Source organism: Reyranella sp. (assembly GCF_004297405.1).
Taxonomy (GTDB): domain Bacteria; phylum Pseudomonadota; class Alphaproteobacteria; order Reyranellales; family Reyranellaceae; genus Reyranella.
This window is the reverse complement of sequence record NZ_SCVC01000039.1, coordinates 72,520-89,148: the sequence shown is the minus strand read 5'-3', so window position 1 is coordinate 89,148 and position 16,629 is coordinate 72,520. Positions and strand designations below refer to the sequence as shown.

At 65.7% G+C, this 16,629-nt stretch carries 20 protein-coding genes and 2 riboswitches; of the genes, 6 read left to right on the top strand and 14 right to left on the bottom strand.

The window, feature by feature from the left end:
• Positions 1-14: 14 nt before the first annotated feature.
• From EPO50_RS25010 to gcvT, 7 genes are all read right to left on the bottom strand, one after another.
• Positions 15-698: a class I SAM-dependent methyltransferase gene (locus EPO50_RS25010; protein ID WP_296348643.1), complete on the bottom strand. Its 684-nt coding sequence runs from the start codon at positions 696-698 to the stop codon at positions 15-17.
• Positions 695-1,159, bottom strand: coding sequence for an Rrf2 family transcriptional regulator (locus EPO50_RS25005; RefSeq protein ID WP_296348641.1), 465 nt, complete (start codon positions 1,157-1,159; stop codon positions 695-697). Before EPO50_RS25005 ends, EPO50_RS25010 begins: the two co-directional genes overlap by 4 nt.
• 66 nt (positions 1,160-1,225) lie before the next feature.
• Positions 1,226-1,837, bottom strand: coding sequence for a LysE family translocator (locus EPO50_RS25000; protein ID WP_296348640.1), 612 nt, complete (start codon positions 1,835-1,837; stop codon positions 1,226-1,228).
• 45 nt (positions 1,838-1,882) lie between these two features.
• On the bottom strand, positions 1,883-3,481 hold the full coding sequence (gene gcvPB / locus EPO50_RS24995; protein ID WP_296348638.1) for an aminomethyl-transferring glycine dehydrogenase subunit GcvPB: 1,599 nt from the start codon (positions 3,479-3,481) through the stop codon (positions 1,883-1,885).
• Positions 3,481-4,827, bottom strand: a complete 1,347-nt coding sequence (gcvPA, locus tag EPO50_RS24990; RefSeq protein ID WP_296348636.1) for an aminomethyl-transferring glycine dehydrogenase subunit GcvPA — start codon at positions 4,825-4,827, stop codon at positions 3,481-3,483. The genes gcvPB and gcvPA overlap by 1 nt, the downstream gene beginning before the upstream one ends.
• Positions 4,828-4,839: 12 nt before the next feature.
• Positions 4,840-5,217 (bottom strand): glycine cleavage system protein GcvH, encoded by a 378-nt coding sequence (gene gcvH / locus EPO50_RS24985; protein ID WP_296348634.1) that lies wholly within the window; start codon positions 5,215-5,217, stop codon positions 4,840-4,842.
• 11 nt (positions 5,218-5,228) lie between these two features.
• Positions 5,229-6,350 carry a glycine cleavage system aminomethyltransferase GcvT gene (gcvT, locus tag EPO50_RS24980; protein WP_296348632.1) on the bottom strand — a complete coding sequence of 374 codons (1,122 nt, stop codon included), beginning with the start codon at positions 6,348-6,350 and terminating at the stop codon, positions 5,229-5,231.
• A gap of 56 nt (positions 6,351-6,406) precedes the next feature.
• A riboswitch (glycine riboswitch) is annotated at positions 6,407-6,500 on the bottom strand.
• Between the two features lie 3 nt (positions 6,501-6,503).
• Positions 6,504-6,595, bottom strand: a riboswitch (glycine riboswitch).
• A gap of 141 nt (positions 6,596-6,736) precedes the next feature.
• Between gcvT and EPO50_RS24975 the strand changes: the two genes are divergently transcribed.
• Entirely contained in the window at positions 6,737-6,934 is a 198-nt protein-coding gene (locus EPO50_RS24975; RefSeq protein ID WP_296348630.1) for a hypothetical protein, read from the top strand.
• Positions 6,901-7,476, top strand: a complete 576-nt coding sequence (locus tag EPO50_RS24970) for a TetR/AcrR family transcriptional regulator (protein WP_296348628.1) — start codon at positions 6,901-6,903, stop codon at positions 7,474-7,476. The genes EPO50_RS24975 and EPO50_RS24970 overlap by 34 nt, the downstream gene beginning before the upstream one ends.
• A gap of 7 nt (positions 7,477-7,483) precedes the next feature.
• On the opposite strand, the gene EPO50_RS24965 is transcribed toward EPO50_RS24970, so the two are convergent.
• The gene (locus EPO50_RS24965; protein WP_296348626.1) at positions 7,484-8,686 is read right to left on the bottom strand and encodes an acyl-CoA dehydrogenase family protein; all 1,203 of its coding nucleotides are present in this window, start codon (positions 8,684-8,686) and stop codon (positions 7,484-7,486) included.
• An 88-nt stretch (positions 8,687-8,774) separates the two neighbouring features.
• On the opposite strand from EPO50_RS24965, the gene EPO50_RS24960 reads away from it, so the two are divergent.
• A complete protein-coding gene (locus tag EPO50_RS24960; RefSeq protein WP_296348624.1) occupies positions 8,775-9,686 on the top strand; it encodes a LysR family transcriptional regulator in 912 nt (303 codons plus the stop codon).
• On the opposite strand, the gene EPO50_RS24955 is transcribed toward EPO50_RS24960, so the two are convergent.
• From EPO50_RS24955 to EPO50_RS24935, 5 genes are read right to left on the bottom strand one after another with little or no spacing between them, the layout of a single operon-like run.
• Positions 9,687-10,040, bottom strand: coding sequence for a gamma-glutamylcyclotransferase family protein (locus tag EPO50_RS24955; protein WP_296348622.1), 354 nt, complete (start codon positions 10,038-10,040; stop codon positions 9,687-9,689).
• Complete coding sequence (gene murA, locus EPO50_RS24950; protein ID WP_296348620.1) at positions 10,037-11,371, bottom strand: UDP-N-acetylglucosamine 1-carboxyvinyltransferase; 1,335 nt, start codon at positions 11,369-11,371, stop codon at positions 10,037-10,039. Before murA ends, EPO50_RS24955 begins: the two co-directional genes overlap by 4 nt.
• Before the next feature lie 4 nt (positions 11,372-11,375).
• Positions 11,376-12,719 carry a (Fe-S)-binding protein gene (locus tag EPO50_RS24945; protein ID WP_296348618.1) on the bottom strand — a complete coding sequence of 448 codons (1,344 nt, stop codon included), beginning with the start codon at positions 12,717-12,719 and terminating at the stop codon, positions 11,376-11,378.
• The gene (locus EPO50_RS24940; protein ID WP_296348616.1) at positions 12,716-13,255 is read right to left on the bottom strand and encodes a hypothetical protein; all 540 of its coding nucleotides are present in this window, start codon (positions 13,253-13,255) and stop codon (positions 12,716-12,718) included. The genes EPO50_RS24945 and EPO50_RS24940 overlap by 4 nt, the downstream gene beginning before the upstream one ends.
• Positions 13,252-13,494, bottom strand: a complete 243-nt coding sequence (locus tag EPO50_RS24935) for a CDGSH iron-sulfur domain-containing protein (RefSeq protein ID WP_296348614.1) — start codon at positions 13,492-13,494, stop codon at positions 13,252-13,254. The genes EPO50_RS24940 and EPO50_RS24935 overlap by 4 nt, the downstream gene beginning before the upstream one ends.
• Positions 13,495-13,615: 121 nt before the next feature.
• Here EPO50_RS24935 and ispH point away from each other — a divergent pair, with 121 nt between their 5' ends.
• Genes ispH through rnhA form a run of 3 tightly spaced genes read left to right on the top strand, consistent with a single transcriptional unit; the run spans position 13,616 to position 15,967 of the window.
• On the top strand, positions 13,616-14,566 hold the full coding sequence (ispH, locus tag EPO50_RS24930; RefSeq protein ID WP_296348612.1) for a 4-hydroxy-3-methylbut-2-enyl diphosphate reductase: 951 nt from the start codon (positions 13,616-13,618) through the stop codon (positions 14,564-14,566).
• A 10-nt stretch (positions 14,567-14,576) separates the two neighbouring features.
• Entirely contained in the window at positions 14,577-15,527 is a 951-nt protein-coding gene (locus EPO50_RS24925; RefSeq protein WP_296348609.1) for a homoserine kinase, read from the top strand.
• Complete coding sequence (gene rnhA, locus EPO50_RS24920; RefSeq protein ID WP_296348607.1) at positions 15,524-15,967, top strand: ribonuclease HI; 444 nt, start codon at positions 15,524-15,526, stop codon at positions 15,965-15,967. Before EPO50_RS24925 ends, rnhA begins: the two co-directional genes overlap by 4 nt.
• Here the strand turns inward: rnhA and EPO50_RS24915 are convergent.
• Positions 15,964-16,626 (bottom strand): hypothetical protein, encoded by a 663-nt coding sequence (locus tag EPO50_RS24915; RefSeq protein WP_296348606.1) that lies wholly within the window; start codon positions 16,624-16,626, stop codon positions 15,964-15,966. The genes rnhA and EPO50_RS24915 overlap by 4 nt on opposite strands.
• Positions 16,627-16,629 lie beyond the last annotated feature (3 nt).

Below are 16,629 nucleotides of genomic sequence, written 5' to 3'. Positions count from 1 at the left end.
GAGAACGGGATGCCTCAGGCGGAGGCCACCCAGCCACGCCACGTAAAGGCGGCGTAGAACAGGCTCACGTCGGAGAAGCCGGCGCCTCGCAGGATCGCTTCGTCCTGCTCGGGCGTGAAGATGTTCAGGTGCACCGCGACCGCCGCTCGCGCTCTCTGCGCGAGAGCAGGATCGGCCCCCGAGGCGACTGCGAAAGCGGCATATCGCGACAACCAAAGCGCCCGCTCGTCCTCGCCCTGGGGAAAGCTGGAATGGGCGGCCACGAAGGGTGCACCGGGCTTGAGTCGCTTTCGGATTTCGCTGGCGGTGCGCTGCCGTTCCTCCGGCGCCAGGAAATGCAGCGTCAGCAGACAGGTCGCCGCATCGAACGGACCTTCCGGCGCATCGTCGATATAGCCCTGGTGCAAACGGGCGCGAGGAGCGAGTGGGCCCAGGGTCCGCCCGGCCTGCTTCAGCATTTCGGCCGCCGGATCCACGCCGTCGAATGTCCAGCCCGGATGAGCCTCAGCCAGCGCCTTCAGCTCCAGCCCGCCGCCGGCCCCGAGGACGAGCACCCGAGCCTCCCGCGGCGCGCGCTCGCCGAGCAGGATGGTGGTCATGCGATGCAGGTCGGTGAAGCCGGGCACGAAGCGCGGCGGCCCCTCGGCGTAGCGCGCCACAGCCTGCGGATCGGAGAACGGCGCCATCAGGTCACTCATGACGCATGAACACTTTGCAGATCGTGCCGTCCGCCGCGTGCCACGAGGCGGGTGTGGAAGTCGGCGCTCAACATGGCCAAGGTCACTTCACCAAGCCGCGCGAGCAGCAACGCTTCCGCATCGTCGAAGGCCTGGTCGAGGGCGGCATTCACCGCCTGCTCGACGAGACAGCCCGGTGCTTCCGTCCGATTCCCCATGGCGAGAAGCGAGGGACTGCCAAGCGCGGTGTAGACGTCGCGCAAGGTCACCTTCGACAGGTCGCAGGCCAGCGTCCACCCGCCGCCATGGCCCTTCGCCGAGCGGACATATCCCTGCTCCCGGAGGCCGGCCATGGTCCGCCGGATCACCACGGGGTTGGTATCCATGGCCTTTGCCAGCACTTCGGAAGTTATGGGGCCCTCATGCTCGGCCATGTGCAGCAGGACGTGGAGCACGCCCGACAATCGACTATCACGCTTCATATAACTTCATATGTTACGTGACAGCTCAAACGTCAAGGCCTGACTCAACTCTCCGATTTTGAACTTCTATCGCTCTGACAGGGCGAGCTTGGCGCCCAGCGCCGCGAAGGCACCGGCGAATACACGACGCATCCAGGTCATGACCTGCGGCCGCGAGATCACATGGTCGCGCACCGACGCTGCGAACAGACCATACGCCGCGAAGACCGCGAAGGTCAGCAGCATGAAGACCGCGCTCAGCTCCGACATGCGCAGCACGGGATTGGCCTCCGTCGCCTCGACGAACTGCGGCAGGAAGGCGAAGAAGAAGATCGAGAGCTTGGGATTGAGGATGTTGGCCAGGATGGCCGAGACGATGACCTGCAGCGAAGAGCGCGGTGCTGCGTCGGGCTGGACGGTGAGCGCGCCATGATCGCGCAACGTCACCCACGCCATGTAGAGCAGGTAGGCGACGCCGAGATACTTCAGGATCTGGAAGGCGAGCGCGCTGGTGTGCAGCAGTGCCGCCAATCCCAGGATCGCGGCCAGCATGTGCGGAACGATGCCGAGCGTGCAGCCGAACGCCGCCACGACGCTGGCCTTCGGGCCACGCGACAGGCCAGCCGCTACCGTGATCAGAACTCCGACACCGGGCGAAGCGACCACGATCAACGACGTCAGCAGAAAGTCGAGGCTCATAACCGCCCTCCCCCAGCTATCGGAAAGAGAAGATAAGGAGGCGGCCTACTCGGCCGCCTGCTTCATCGGATCGCCTTCCGGCGGATTGTTCGACGGCCGCCAGCGCAGGATCGGCTTACGTGCCGCCAGGGTCTCGTCGAGACGCCGACGCGGCGAGAAGCGCGGCGCCGCCTTGAATTCCTCGGCTGCCGTGCCGGTCTTGGCCCGCTCGGTGAGCGAACGCAGCGCGCCGATGAACTGATCCAGGTCTTCCTTGGCCTGGCTCTCGGTCGGCTCGATCAGCATCGCGCCATGCACGACCAGCGGGAAGTACATGGTCATCGGGTGATAGCCCTCGTCGATCATCGCCTTCGCGAAGTCGAGGGTGCTCACGCCGGTGTCCTTGAGGAAGCTGTCGTCGAACAGCGCCTCGTGCATACACGGCCCCTCGAACGCAGGGCTCATGACGTCCTTCAGCGCCGCCATCACATAGTTGGCCGACAGCACCGCATCCTCGGCCACCTGCTTCAGCCCGTCGGCGCCATGGCTCATGATGTAGGCCAGAGCGCGCGTGAACATGCCCATCTGGCCGTGGAACGCCTTGAGACGTCCCAGCGGTGTGCCATCGACCTTGGCGCCATCCTCGGCGACCCGCCACGTGTCGCCGTCCTTCACGATCCAGGGATAAGGCGCATAAGGCGCAAGGGCTGCCGACAGCACCACCGGACCTGCGCCCGGCCCGCCGCCGCCGTGCGGCGTCGAGAAGGTCTTGTGCAGGTTGATGTGCATGCAGTCGATGCCGAGATCACCCGGCCGCACGCGACCGACGATGGCGTTGAAGTTGGCGCCGTCGCAGTAGAAGTAGGCGCCGGCATCGTGCACGGCCTTGGAGATCTCGACGATCTCGCTCTCGAACAGGCCGCAGGTGTTGGGGTTGGTCAGCATGATCGCCGCCACGTCGGGGCCGAGGGCGGCCTTCAACGCTGCGAGATCGACGCGGCCTCGATCGTTGGCCGGGATCGGCTTCACGGTGAAGCCAAGCGCGGCCGCCGTCGCCGGGTTGGTGCCATGCGCCGACTCCGGCGCCAGCACGACCTTGCGCTGGGCGCGTTCGCCCTTGGCCTCGAGGGCCGCGGCGATCGCCATCATGCCGCACATCTCGCCATGTGCGCCGGCGGCCGGCGACATGGCGACGGCCGGCATGCCGGTCAGCGTCTTCAGCCAATGCGCCAAGCGGTCGATCAGCTCCAGCGCGCCCTGCACGGTCGAGACCGGCTGCAACGGATGGAGATCGCCGATTCCGGCCAAGCGCGCGACCTTCTCGTTGATCCGCGGGTTGTGCTTCATGGTGCACGAGCCCAACGGGTAGACGCCCATGTCGATGGCGTAGTTCTTCTGGCTGAGGCGCGTGTAGTGCTGCACCACCTGCGGCTCGGACAGGCCCGGCAGGCCGATCGTGCCGGCGCGACGCAGGCCGTTCAGCCGGTCCTTCACCTTCGGCGGTTCCGGCAGGTCGACGCCGCAGCGTCCCGGCTGGCCCATCTCGAAGATCAACGGCTCCTCGATCTGCAGTGCGCGGTTGCCCGTGTACGTGCCGTGGTTCGAGGCGGCACCGGCGGCGACGCCGCCAGCACGACCTTGCGAACGGTCGAGCGACTGGACCATCACAGCACCTCCTTCAGCGCGGCGACCAACGGGTCCATGCCCATGTCGGTCGCGGTCTCGGTGGCTGCCAGCAGGAGCAGGTTCTCGACCGAGGGATCATTGGGAATGAGACGCGACACCGGCAGGCCGCCCAGGATGCGCTTCGCCGCTAGCGCCTCGACGACGGGCGCGGCCGGCTTAGGCAGCTTCACCGTGAACTCGTTGAAGAAGCTGTCGTTCAGCAGCTTCACGCCCGGAATGGCGCTCACCTTGTCGGCGAGCTGCGAGGCCTTGGCGTGGTTGATCTCAGCCAGCCGGGTGAAGCCCGCTTCACCGAGCAGGGTGAGATGCACCGTGAAGGCCAGCGCGCAGAGGCCGGCATTGGTGCAGATGTTGGAGGTCGCCTTCTCACGGCGGATATGCTGCTCGCGCGTCGACAGCGTCAGCACGAAGCCGCGCTTGCCGTCGGCATCGACCGTTTCACCGACCAGGCGGCCCGGCATCTGGCGCATGTACTTGTCGCGGGTCGCGAACAGGCCGACATACGGGCCACCAAAGCCCAGCCCGTTGCCGATCGACTGGCCCTCGCAGACCACGATGTCCGCGCCCATCTCGCCCGGCGGCTTCAGAAGGCCGAGCGACACGACTTCCGTCACGACAACGATCAGCAGCGCGCCGGCCGCGTGGCAAGCTTCGGCAAGCTTGGTGAAGTCGCGCACATGGCCGAAGAAGCTCGGATTCTGGACGACGACGCAGGACGTGTCCTTGTCGACCGAGGCGATCAGGTCCTCGAGGCCTTCGGCATCGGCCTTGGACAGGACAGGCTTGAAGCCTTCCCACTTGGCCGTGGTCTCGATGATGCTGCGATACTGCGGATGCAGCCCGCCCGAGATCAGCGCCTTGTGGCGGCGCGTGATGCGGTTGGCCATCAGCACCGCCTCGGCAGTGCCGGTCGAACCGTCGTACATCGAGGCGTTGGCCACGTCCATGCCAGTGAGCAAGGTCACCTGCGTCTGGAACTCGAAGAGATATTGCAAGGTGCCTTGCGTGATCTCCGGTTGGTACGGCGTGTAGGAGGTCAGGAACTCGCCGCGCTGGATCATGTAATCCACGGTCGAGGGCACATGGTGGCGATAGGCGCCGGCGCCGATGAAGAAGGGCGCGGTGCCCGGCGAGACGTTCTTCGCCGCAAAGGCCTGGAAGGCGCGCTCGACTTCGAGCTCGCCCTGATGGTCGGGCAGGCCGCCGATCTTGGCGCCGAGCCGAGCCGATGCCGGCACGTCCTTGAAGAGATCGTCGACCGACTTGGCGCCGATGACCGAGAGCATCTCCCGGCGATCGGCGTCAGTGAGGGGGAGATAGCGCATTAGGTGCTCCGTTTAGCCCAGGCTCTTCACGAAGGCTTCGTAGCCGGCCTCGTCCATCAGGCCATCGAGCTCGGCCTTGTCGGCGAGCTTCAGCTTGAAGAACCAGCCCTTGCCCGTCGGCTCGGCATTGACGTCGCCCGGCGAGTCGGCGAGCGCTGCATTGCCTTCGACGATCTCGCCCGCCACGGGAGCGTAGATGTCGGACGCGGCCTTGACCGATTCGACCACGGCGCAGGCCTCGCCCTTGGCGACCTTGCGGCCGACGGCGGGCACTTCCACGAACACCACGTCGCCCAACTGCTCCTGGGCGTATTGCGTGATGCCGACGGTGGCGACATCGCCTTCGACGCGGACCCACTCGTGCTCTTCGGTGTATTTGGTAACGGCCATCTCTAGCTCCCTTATCCGCGATAGTAGGCGTGTTTGACGAAAGGCATGGGCACGATCTCGGCGGGCACAGGCTTGCCGCGCACCATGAGATCGACCTTGGTCCCGTTGGCTGACTGGGCGCGCTCGACGTAGCCCATGGCGATGGCGCGTCCGAGGGTCGGCGCGAAGCCGCCCGACGTCACCGTGCCGACAATCTTGCCGCCGATGGCAATCTCCGCGCCTTCGCGCGCGATGGCCTTGCCGTCGGGCAGAAGGCCGACCCGCTTGCGCGTCGAGCCTTCGGCGATCTGCTTCTGGATGACCGACGCGCCGGGAAAGCCGCCTTGCACGCGGCGCTCCTTGCCGACGCTCCACAGCAGCACGGCCTCGACCGGCGTGGTGGTCGTGTCGATGTCGTGGCCGTAGAGGCAGAGGCCCGCTTCGAGGCGCAGCGAGTCGCGCGCGCCCAGCCCGATCGGTTTCACTTCGGGGTTCGACAGCAGCTTGCGGGCGATGGCGTCGGTCTGGTCGGCGGGCGTCGAAATCTCGTAGCCGTCGCCGCCGGTGTAGCCCGAGCGCGTCACGTAGCAGCGCGCGCCGTCGATCACGACATAGGCGCCGGTCATGAACTTCATGGTCGCGACCTGCGGCGCCAGCCGCGACAGCACCGCCGAAGCCTGCGGCCCCTGCAACGCAAGCAGGCCGCGCGAAAACATCGGCTCAACCTCACACATGCTCGAGAGATGCTTCTGCATGTGCGCGAGGTCGGCATCCTTGCAGGCGGCGTTGATGACCACGAGCAGATGATCGCCCGTGCTGGTCACCATCAGATCGTCGAGGATGCCGCCCTGGTCATTGGTGAACTGCGTGTAGCGCTGCTGGCCGGGCTGCAGGCCGACGATGTCGCCCGGCACCAGCGTCTCCATCGCCTTGGCGGCGCTATGGCCCGCCTTGGCCGTGAGGCGCACTTGGCCCATGTGGGAGACATCGAACAGGCCGCAGGCGGTCCGTGTCTGCGTGTGCTCGGCCAGGATGCCGGTCGGGTACTGCACCGGCATCTCGTAGCCGGCAAACGGCACGAGACGCGCGCCAAGCTCGCGGTGAAGATCGTAAAGCGGTGTACGTTTCAGGGGGCCGGCGGCGGGATCGCTCAAGAAGGTCTCCTCAGAGTCGCGTTCGCCGACGCAAGGGCTGCGCCGGTCGCGACCCCCTCTGTCCGGAGACCTGAAAGATTCGCCAGCGGCTAAGCCGGCTTACTTCGTCGGTGGGAGCACATCCGTCAGGACGCACGCCACTTTCCAGAGACCCATCCTCCTGCGGTCCTTTTGCCTGAGAGTTTCCGGGGTCGGTTGCTCCTTCGGCGCCGCCCGTGCCGGGCGGTCTCTCCCACAGGGATCGTCTGGGTGAAAACGACCATAGGGAGGGCCATTGCCGGCGTCCACCGGGAAAACATGTGAAAAATCAGGGGCTTTGCTAGCTCTTGATTTTGAGTGATTGCTCACTTATTTTGTGAGCGCTTACTCACTTCAAGGAGGGTAGCATGTTCATTCGCCGGTCTTTCGATGAGTTCCTGAAGCTTCAGAGCGAGGTGGCCCCCACGGTCGGCGAGGGGCGCGACTGGGTGATCGACTGGCGCTGGTTTTCGACGCCGGCGGACCACGACACAGCTTTGCCGAGTGAGCGCTCCCTCATAGACTGCGCGGCATGGGCAAAGCCGAAGAAACCAAAGCACGCGTAGAGCGCGCGGCGCTCACGCTGTTCGTGGCGCGGGGCGTGACGGAGACTACGACCCGCGAGATCGCCATGGCGGCGTCGATCGCCGAAGGCACGATCTACCGCCACTTTCCGAGCAAGGAGCAGCTCGCGCTCGACCTCTTCCTGCGCCACCACCGGGCGCTGGCCGAAGCACTGGCCGGCGCCGCGCAGCGGGCGCAGGGCCTGCGCGCCCAGATCGACGCCATCGTCCGCTGCTATTGCGAATGGGCCGACGATGACTGGACCCTGTTCGCCTACCACCTGCTGACCCAGCACATGTTCCTGGCGATGGTGCCCGAGGGTACGCCCAATCCAGTGGACGTCGTGCGCGAAGTGATCGTGCAGGCGATGGCGACAGGCGAGATCCCGTCGCGCGACGCCGACCTCGCCGCCGCAGCGGCAATCGGCACGGTGATGCAGCCCGCGACCTACAAGCTCTACGGCCGCTTCGAAGGCCCGCTCAGCACCCACGCCAACTTCTTCGCCGAAGCGGCATGGGCGGTGTTGTCGGTGAAGGAAACGTAAGCGTCCCTCAATTGTACTTCGCCAGTTCGAGCTTGCCGATCTGGTTGCGATGGACCTCGTCAGGGCCGTCGACCAGGCGGAGCGTGCGCGCTGAGGCGTAGGTGAAGGCGAGGCCGAAGTCGTTCGAGACACCGGCACCGCCATGGGCCTGGATCGCCATGTCGGCCACCTTGGTCAGCATCGCCGGCACGGCGACCTTGATCATGGCGATCTCCGCCTTGGCGACCTTGTTGCCCACGGTATCCATCATGTAGGCGGCCTTGAGCACCAGGAGGCGCGCCTGCTCGATCATGATGCGGGCTTCGGCGATACGCTCCAAGGTCACGGTCTGCTGCGCGATCGGCTTGCCAAAGGCCACCCTCGCCTTCACGCGCTTGCACATCTTCTCGAGTGTCCGCTCGGCCGAGCCGATGGCGCGCATGCAGTGATGGATGCGTCCCGGACCCAACCGGCCCTGCGCAATCTCGAAACCGCGTCCCTCGCCCAACAGGATGTTGGACACCGGCACGCGCACGTTCTCGAACAGCACTTCGCCATGACCGTGCGGGGCGTCGTCGTAACCGAACACCGGCAGCGAGCGCAGCACCGTGACACCCGGTGCATCGCGCGGCACCAGCACCATCGACTGCTGGCGGTGACGGTCGGGATTGCGGGCGTCGGTCTTGCCCATGAAGATCAGCAGCTTGCAGCGCGGATCGGGTGCGCCGGACGTCCACCATTTGCGGCCGTTCAGCACGTAATGATCGCCGTCGCGCACGATCGAGCTTTCGATGTTGGTGGCGTCGGAGGACGCCACGCCCGGCTCTGTCATGGCGAAGGCCGAGCGGATGCGGCCCTCGAGCAGCGGCACCAGCCACTCCTCTTTCTGCGCGGCGCTGCCGTAGAGTTCGAGCGTCTCCATGTTGCCGGTATCGGGCGCGGCGCAGTTGAAGACCTCGGGCGCGATCTTCGACCGGCCCATAATCTCGCACAGCGGCGCATATTCGAGGTTGGTGAGGCCGGCCCCGTGTGTGCCGGGCAGGAACAGGTTCCACAGGCCCTGCGTCCTCGCCTTCTCCTTGAGTTCCTCCATAACGGCGGTCGGCTGCCAGCGGCCACCCGCCGTAAGCTCGCGCTCGTAGCGCTCCTCGTTGGGATAGACGTGCTGGTCCAGAAAGGCGCCGACCTTCTCCTGCAGCATCTTCACCTTGTCGGTGTAGGCGAATTCCATCGGACACTCTCCAGCGGTTCGGGTTGACCGACCCTAGGTCCGGCAGAAGAATGAATAAAATGATCGTTCATCATGAGAATCCATCGATATGATTCATGATCGCCGCACCGATCTCGACCTGCTGCGCGTGCTCGACGCCATCCACGGCGAAGGTGGCGTCACGCGCGCAGCCGAACGCCTCAATCTCAGCCAGTCGGCCATCAGCCACTCGCTGGCGCGGTTACGTCGGCTGTTCGGCGATCCGCTGTTCACGCGCGACGGCCGCCAGCTTAGCGCCACGCCGCTAACCCGCGACCTGATCGGACCATTGCGCCAGGGTCTGCAGGCCCTCGACCTGCTGGTCGCCAATGCCGGCCGCTTCGATCCTGCGACCGCGGCGGCACAGTACACGATCAGCCTGCGCGATCCGACGGAGACGCTGATGATGCCGGCGATCATGCGCCGGATCGCGAGGGCCGCTCCCGGGGTCAATCTCCGGACAGTGCAGGTCCGGCGACGCAACCTCGAAGCCGCACTGGCGACCGGCGCCGTGAGTCTGGCGACCGATATCGCCCTGCCGCTCTCAGAGAATGTGCGCCGTCAAAAACTCTCAGCCGACCGGATGGTGGTGGTCGCGCGCCGGAACCATCCGCTCCTGCGCAAGGGCCTGAAGCTCGACACCTATCTGGCGCAGGACCATGTCATGGTGACGTCGCGCCGCAAGGGGCCGGGCCTCGAGGATGTCGAGTTGAGCAAGCGCGGCCTGCAGCGACGAGTGCGGTTGCGCTGCCGCAACTATCTCGCAGCCCTCGGCACCGTCGCCGAGACCGATCTCGTGCTCACCATGGCCGAGCGTTACGCCAACCGCTTCGCATCGGGACTGCGGCTCCAGGTCCTGCCCTTCCCGCTCAAGATGCCGACCCTCGACCTCTATCTCTACTGGCACGCCTCGTCCGACGGCGATGCCGCGAGCCGCTGGCTACGCGGGCTGGTCGTCGACAGTTTCAAGGATACGCGCTGATCAGGCGGCGACGTAGACGAAGGCCTCGAGCCCCGACTTCAGGCGAACGGCGACACGCTTGTAGTCCGACACTTCGTAGGTGTCGGCGGCGGCAAGTTCTTCCGGTGTGATCTTGAAGACAACGCCCGCGATCTCATCGGCCGGATTGCCGGTGGGAAGCGCCAGCAGATGATGGGTCTTGCCGCTGGTCGCGATCACATCGGCGTCCTTGATCTCGAGCAACGACGTGGCATAGCCCGGCAAGGCATCGGCGCGGCCTTCGAGCCGGCGGCCGAAGGTCGCGAGCTGCACTTCGTCCTGCTGCAGGGTCCCGTAGGAAAAGAGCCAGACGTTTGCACCGGCGACGCCGCTCACGACAGGCCATTCCTCGCGATATCGGCGCCACAGGCTGCCAGCTTCTCGGCCATCCGCTCGTAACCTCGATCGAGATGGTCGAGACCGGCGAGCGTGGTTTCGCCGCTCGCCGCCAATCCTGCGATGACCAGGGCGGCAGCGGCCCGCACGTCGGTACAGGTCACGGCGGCGCCACGCAGCTCGGCCGCCCCGCGCACCAGGGCCGTCCTGCCGTGGACGGCGATGTCCGCGCCCATCCGGCGCAGTTCGCCGACATGCAGGAAGCGTTGTTCGAAGAGTGTTTCGGTGATGGCGCTGGCGCCCTTCGCCACCGACAGCAGCGCCATGGCCGGCGCCTGGAGATCGGTCGCGAATCCCGGATAAGGCTGGGTGATGATATCGATGCCCACGAGGCCATCCGGCGAGCGGCGTGCGATCAATCCGTCCTCGACGTCACGCAGATCGACGCCCGCCGCCTGGAATGCCGACAAGGCTGCCCCAAGATGGTCGGTGCGCCCATTGCGCAGCAGAATCTCGCCATTGGTGACGGCGGCCACGCAAGCGAGCGTGCCGAGCTCGATGCGGTCGGGCATCACATCGTGGACCGCGCCGGCAAGCGTCGCGCCGCCTTCGATCGTGATGACGTGGCTGCCCTGGCCAACAATACGCGCGCCCATGGCGATCAGGCATTGCGCCAGGTCGACGATCTCGGGTTCGCGGGCGGCGTTGCGGATCACCACCGTGCCCTTCGCCATCACAGCGGCGAGCATCAAGTTCTCCGTTGCGCCCACCGACGGCAGCGGCAGCAGGATCTCCGCGCCCTTCAGACCATCGGGCGCTTTGGCCACGATCAGGCCGGCGGACAGTTCGATCTCGGCGCCCATGGCCCTGAGACCGGCCAGATGAAAATCGACGCCACGCAGGCCGATGGCATCGCCGCCGGGCATCGGCAGGCTCGCTTCGCCACAGCGCGCCAGCATCGCCCCGAGCAGCAGGACCGAGGCGCGCATGCGGCTCACCAAGTCGCCGTCGATGCTGCCAGGATGGAGCCGGTCGGCGCAGATCGTGACCGAGAGTCCATCGGCCGTCGTCGACCAGTGCATTTCCGCCCCGAGGCGTCGCAGCAGCGCCGACAGCACCGCCACGTCAAGGCTCGCGGGCACATTGCGTAGGGTGACGAGATGAGGTGTCAGCAACGCCGAGATCATCAGCGGCAGCACGGCATTCTTGGCGCCGCTGATCGGGTAGACGCCGGAAAGCGGGCGTCCGCCGCGAATGACCAGTGAATGACCATGAGCCGGGCGCCACCAAGGCGCTGCCGCCTGCAGCGACACCGGCGGCAAAGCGCCCATGTCGCTAACCCTCGCGTGCCAGCGCGGTGAAGGCGTCGGTGAAAGCCTCGCGCGGACCGCCGAGGCCAGTCTCGTTGAAAATGTCCGCCGTCAGGGACTTCACGGCATTCTCGTCGACCTTCACGCCATTGCCCAGCAGGAAGCCGCGTGCCGCCGCGACGGCTTCGTCCATGGCGCCGCCCTTCTTGTAGAGCTGGTAGTAGTCGGGGTGGCCGCCACGGCCCAGCGCCTCGGCCAAAATGTCGGTGAAGTTGACGACACGCAGCGGGTAGATCGCCTCGGCGCCGGACAAAGCGCGATGGCAGGAATGATACATAGTGACGATCGTGTCGGCGCCAGCCTCGACCGCGCCCATCACCAGCCCGCGATGGATCGCCTGTTCACGCTCCTTGAACTTCGCAGCTTGGCCGCCGCAGGCATAGGAGAAGCCCGAATCCTGCGGCAGCTCCACCAGCTCGAGATTGGGCACGGCGCGAAGCAGGTCGCGAATGCTCTGGACCGTGGCGCCAATGCCCAGATGCTCGTGGATCACCACGCGGCGCTTGGGCTGGTCCGCCTTGAAACGCGCCTTCAGCGTGTCGAGGTTGGCGGCAAGGAACTCACTGATATGGTCGAGGCCGAACGACGGCGCCTCGACGTCCTTCTCGAGCTCGTCGAAATTCTTGGTGCAGGTCGGGCACCAGGTCAGCACCTTCGACGCGCCCGACTGACCGAAGCGCTGGAAGGTGCGATGGCCCATGCGCTCGTAGGTCGGCAGATCGGCTTCCTGGAACTGATAGACGCCGCAGCAATGGGCGGTGCCGCCGACCACGTCGAAGTCGAGATCGAGCGAATCGAGGATATCCATGACGTTCAGCACGATGTGCGGCGTGCGCAGCACATTGCAGCCCGTATAGAAAAGAACATCAGCCGTGCGCCGCTCGGCCGGCACGAGGATTTTCTTCAGCGTCTCCGAGGGGAGCTGCATGCTGGCCAGCAGTCGCACCGCCTGCGCCATGTGGCGGAACCGGCTGGCGGCCTGGGTCGCCCCGTCGCTCACAGGCCGGCTGACCTGCAGCGACTTCAGCTTGGCGATGGTCACCCACTGGCGGACGTTGATGTCCTCGGGGCAGGCGTCGCTGCAGCGCGCGCTGCCGTCGCAGGCGTTGAGCCACGACTGCAGAGTCGGCGCCGCGGGTCCATCGCCTCGCGTCAGGGCAAGGAGTTCGCCGACTCTCTGCACGCCCGCCGCCATGTCGAGGCCGCTCTCGCGAGCCGTCGGGCAGGCCTCGAAGCATTTGCCGCAGGTCGTGCAGCGATCGGCCGCCTCAGCGGCCAATGCTTCCAACCTGTCGGCATATGCGGTCATTGGCGTCCGTCCATCCGCCGATTGTAGTCGAGTTCTTCCTGCGTCGGCTTCAGGCCGACGGCAATACGATAGGCGGAGAGGTCGTTCGGTTGGCTGTAGGGCAAGGTGAGCACCAGCTCCTCCTGCGACTGCCCCCGCGGATTGGCCGCCGACAGCTTGAAGCCGGCGATGAAATCCTGGCCCTGTGCAACCGTGCCCGCTCCTGTCAGCACGCGTACGAAGTACGGCACCTGCGTCGGCGCGCCCGTGACCGACGGTCCGGCGTTGACGGCAATGCGCATCACCAAAGTGACGTTCATCTGCTTGCGTTTCAGTTCGCACTGGGTCGCTGCGCTGACCAGCGACGCCTCGTATTCGATGTCACGCGGGTCGCGACCGCCGCCCGGCTTGAAATGGGTGATCCGGCCGGCGTCCTGCACGGTGAAGGCCGTCGGGCAATAGACGTTGGCGGTTGGGGTCGACGAACCGCCGCCGCAGCCGCTGAGAACGAGCGCCAGCGCGACCGGCGCGGCGAAAACGATTTTCTTCAAGGTCATGCCAATGTCTTGTGGGTGCCGTCGCAGAGGGGTTGCTTGTGGGTTTGCTTGCAAGCGCAGAGCCAGTAATCGCCGGCTTTTTGCGCGGTGTACTTCATCGGGGCAAGCCCGGTGCCCTTGTGGCTGCCATCGCAGAAGGGCTGGCTCGCGGAACGCCCACAAGCACACCACCAGTAGTCCTTGCCCGCCTCAAGCGTCACCTTTGCTGGCGCCTTGGCCGCGACAACCGGCTCGGTCATGTTGCTTTCCCCGTTGCGGCGGCTTTGTTACGGTGCCGCGCAAATCCGTCGTGCGCGGACTCTAGGCAATGGCCCGCAGGGCCGCAAGCGAACGGACCTGCATCCTAGTGAACGTTTTTTCATGATTGCCTCGAAGAAGCCGCTCACGATCCTGCTGGCCAGCCCGCGCGGCTTTTGTGCCGGGGTCGACCGCGCCATCCAGATCGTGGAGCGCGCCATCGAACGCTACGGCCGACCGGTCTATGTGCGCCACGAGATCGTGCACAATCGCTTCGTGGTCGAGAACCTCGAGGCCAAGGGCGCGATTTTCGTCGAGGAGCTCGACGAAGTACCCGACGACCGTCCCGTCGTCTTCTCTGCGCATGGCGTGCCGAAATCGGTCCCGGCCGAGGCCGGTCGCCGAAACATGATCTATGTCGACGCGACCTGCCCGCTGGTCTCCAAGGTCCACCGCGAAACCGAACGCCACGCCGCTTCCGGCCGCACCGTCATCCTGATCGGCCATGCGGGTCACCCCGAGGTCATCGGCACGATCGGTCAGTTGCCGCCGGGCGCGGTCCTCTTGGTCGAGGATATCGAACAGGCGGAGCAGATCGACGTCGCCGACCCGCTGAACCTCGCCTACGCCACGCAAACGACCCTGTCGGTCGACGACACGATCGAGATTGTTGCCGTCCTGCGTCGCCGCTTTCCGGCCATCCAGGGGCCGAAGCTCGAAGACATCTGCTACGCCACGACCAACCGTCAGGCCGCGGTGAAGGCGATCGCCGAGCGATGTGACGCGCTGGTGGTGATCGGCGCGCCCAACTCGTCGAACTCGATGCGCCTTGTCGAGGTCGCGGCCAACTACGGCTGCGCGCATTCGCGACTGGTGCAGCGCGCGATCGACATGGACTGGGCCTGGCTGGGCGACGCCAGGAGACTCGGCATCACCGCCGGCGCCTCCGCACCGGATTTGCTGGTCGATGAGTTGATCGAGGCCTGTCGCGCGCGCTACGACGTCACCGTCGAAGAAGTGCGGACGACCGAGGAGAGCGTGGTGTTCAAACTGCCGCGAGCCCTGGTGGCGTAGTGGTGGTTTGATGGCGGTCTATACGGAAGTCAGTGATACCGATCTCGAAGCCTTTCTTGCCGAATACGATATCGGCGAGGCCGATGCGCTCAAAGGCGTGGCCGAAGGCGTCGAAAACTCCAACTACCTGCTGACCACCAGCAAGGGGCAGTATTTCCTGACGCTCTACGAAAAGCGCGTCGATCCAAAGGATTTGCCCTTCTTCCTCGGCCTCATGGACCATCTGTCGGCGCGCGGCATCAATTGCCCGCAGCCGATCCACGGCCGCGACGGCAGTGCCGTGCGCACCCTGGCTGGCAAGCCTGCCGCCATCACGACGTTCCTGCACGGCCTGTCGCCGCGCCGTATCAACGTCGGTCATTGCGGGCCCGTCGGCGAAGCCCTGGCGGGACTGCATCTCGCCGGCAAGGATTTCGCGTTGAAGCGGCCCAATGCCCTGTCAGTGGCTGGCTGGCGGCCACTATTCGAAGGATCGCGCCATCACATCGACAAGGCGCTCGACAGCGAGCTTGCCGCAGAGATCGACTTCTTCGAAGCCAACTGGCCGAGCGACCTGCCGTCGGGCGTGATCCACGCCGACCTGTTCAACGACAATGTCTTCTTCCTGCACGACAAGCTCTCGGGCCTGATCGATTTCTATTTCGCCTGCAACGACCTGCTGGCCTACGACGTCGCCATCTGCCTCAACGCCTGGTGCTTCGAGGTCGACAACGCCTTCAACGCCACCAAGGCGCGCAACCTGCTGCAGGGCTACGACAGGGTGCGCAAGCTCAGCGACGCGGAGCGCAAGGCGCTGCCGCTTTTGGCGCGCGGCTCGGCACTGCGCTTTCTGCTGACCCGGCTCTACGACTGGGTGCACACGCCGCCCAACGCGCTGGTCAAGCGCAAGGACCCGCAGGAATACCTCGCCAAGCTGCGCTTCCATCGCAGCACAAATTCACTGGCGGATTACGGCCTGTGACCCACACCAAAGTAGAGATTTTCACCGACGGCGCTTGCAGCGGAAATCCGGGACCAGGCGGCTGGGGCACCATCCTGCGAATGGGCGACCGCGAACGCGAACTCTCCGGCGGCGATCCGGCGACGACCAACAACCGCATGGAGCTAATGGCGGCGATCCAGGGGCTCGAAGCATTGAAGCGCCCCTGTCACGTCCGGCTGTTCACCGACAGCACCTACGTGAAGGACGGCGTCACCAAGTGGATCCACGGCTGGAAGAAGAATGGTTGGCGCACCGCCGACAAGAAGCCGGTGAAGAACGTCGAGCTATGGCAGCGCCTCGACTCGGCGCGCAGTCCCCATCAGGTCGAATGGCACTGGGTCAAAGGCCATAGCGGCCATCCCGAGAACGAGCGCGCCGACCGCCTGGCGCGCGAAGAGATCGTAAAGATCAGGTCTTAGCTACGCTTCGGCTGCGCAGGGACGGGCTTCTTCTCAGCAGGTTTTTCCAGCACGAGGTCAAAACCTTCGCGCTTGCCGTCGCAGGGATTGTCGCCCTCAGCCAGACGCCAGACGTTCGATTTGCCGGAGCGACGGAAATGGAGCGTGCCAGCCACCTTGCAGGGCGTGCCATTCTCGAGCTTGGCGATGCGGAAGGCGACTTCGCCTTTCATCTGCACGACACCTGCCGAGATGCGCTCTACAACACCGTCGACCGACGCCCAATCGCCTTCGGTGCCGGGGGCGACGCTATCGATGCGGCCCTTCACGACCCAGAGATTGCCCTGGCGCGTCACAGTGACTTCGCCAGCCTTGGCGCCTTTGATCTTGGCGTAGCGACCCCAGACGATCTTGCGTGCATCGGCGAAAAGCTGCGCCTCGGCGTCGGAGGCAATGTCGGTGCGCTCGACTTTGTGTTCACCCGCCGGCAGCGGCGAGCTGAGGCCAGTGGTCGGCACGCCTTGCTGGGTCGACGGCGCCTGCAATGGCGGCGGTGCGGGATAGTAGGACGAGGGCGGCTGGGGTTGGCCTGCCGTTACCGGAGGAGGTGTCTGGGCGAAGGTCGGCGCCGCGATGACCAATGTACCGAGGAGCGCGATCGACGAGAGGAATTGGTTCATTTG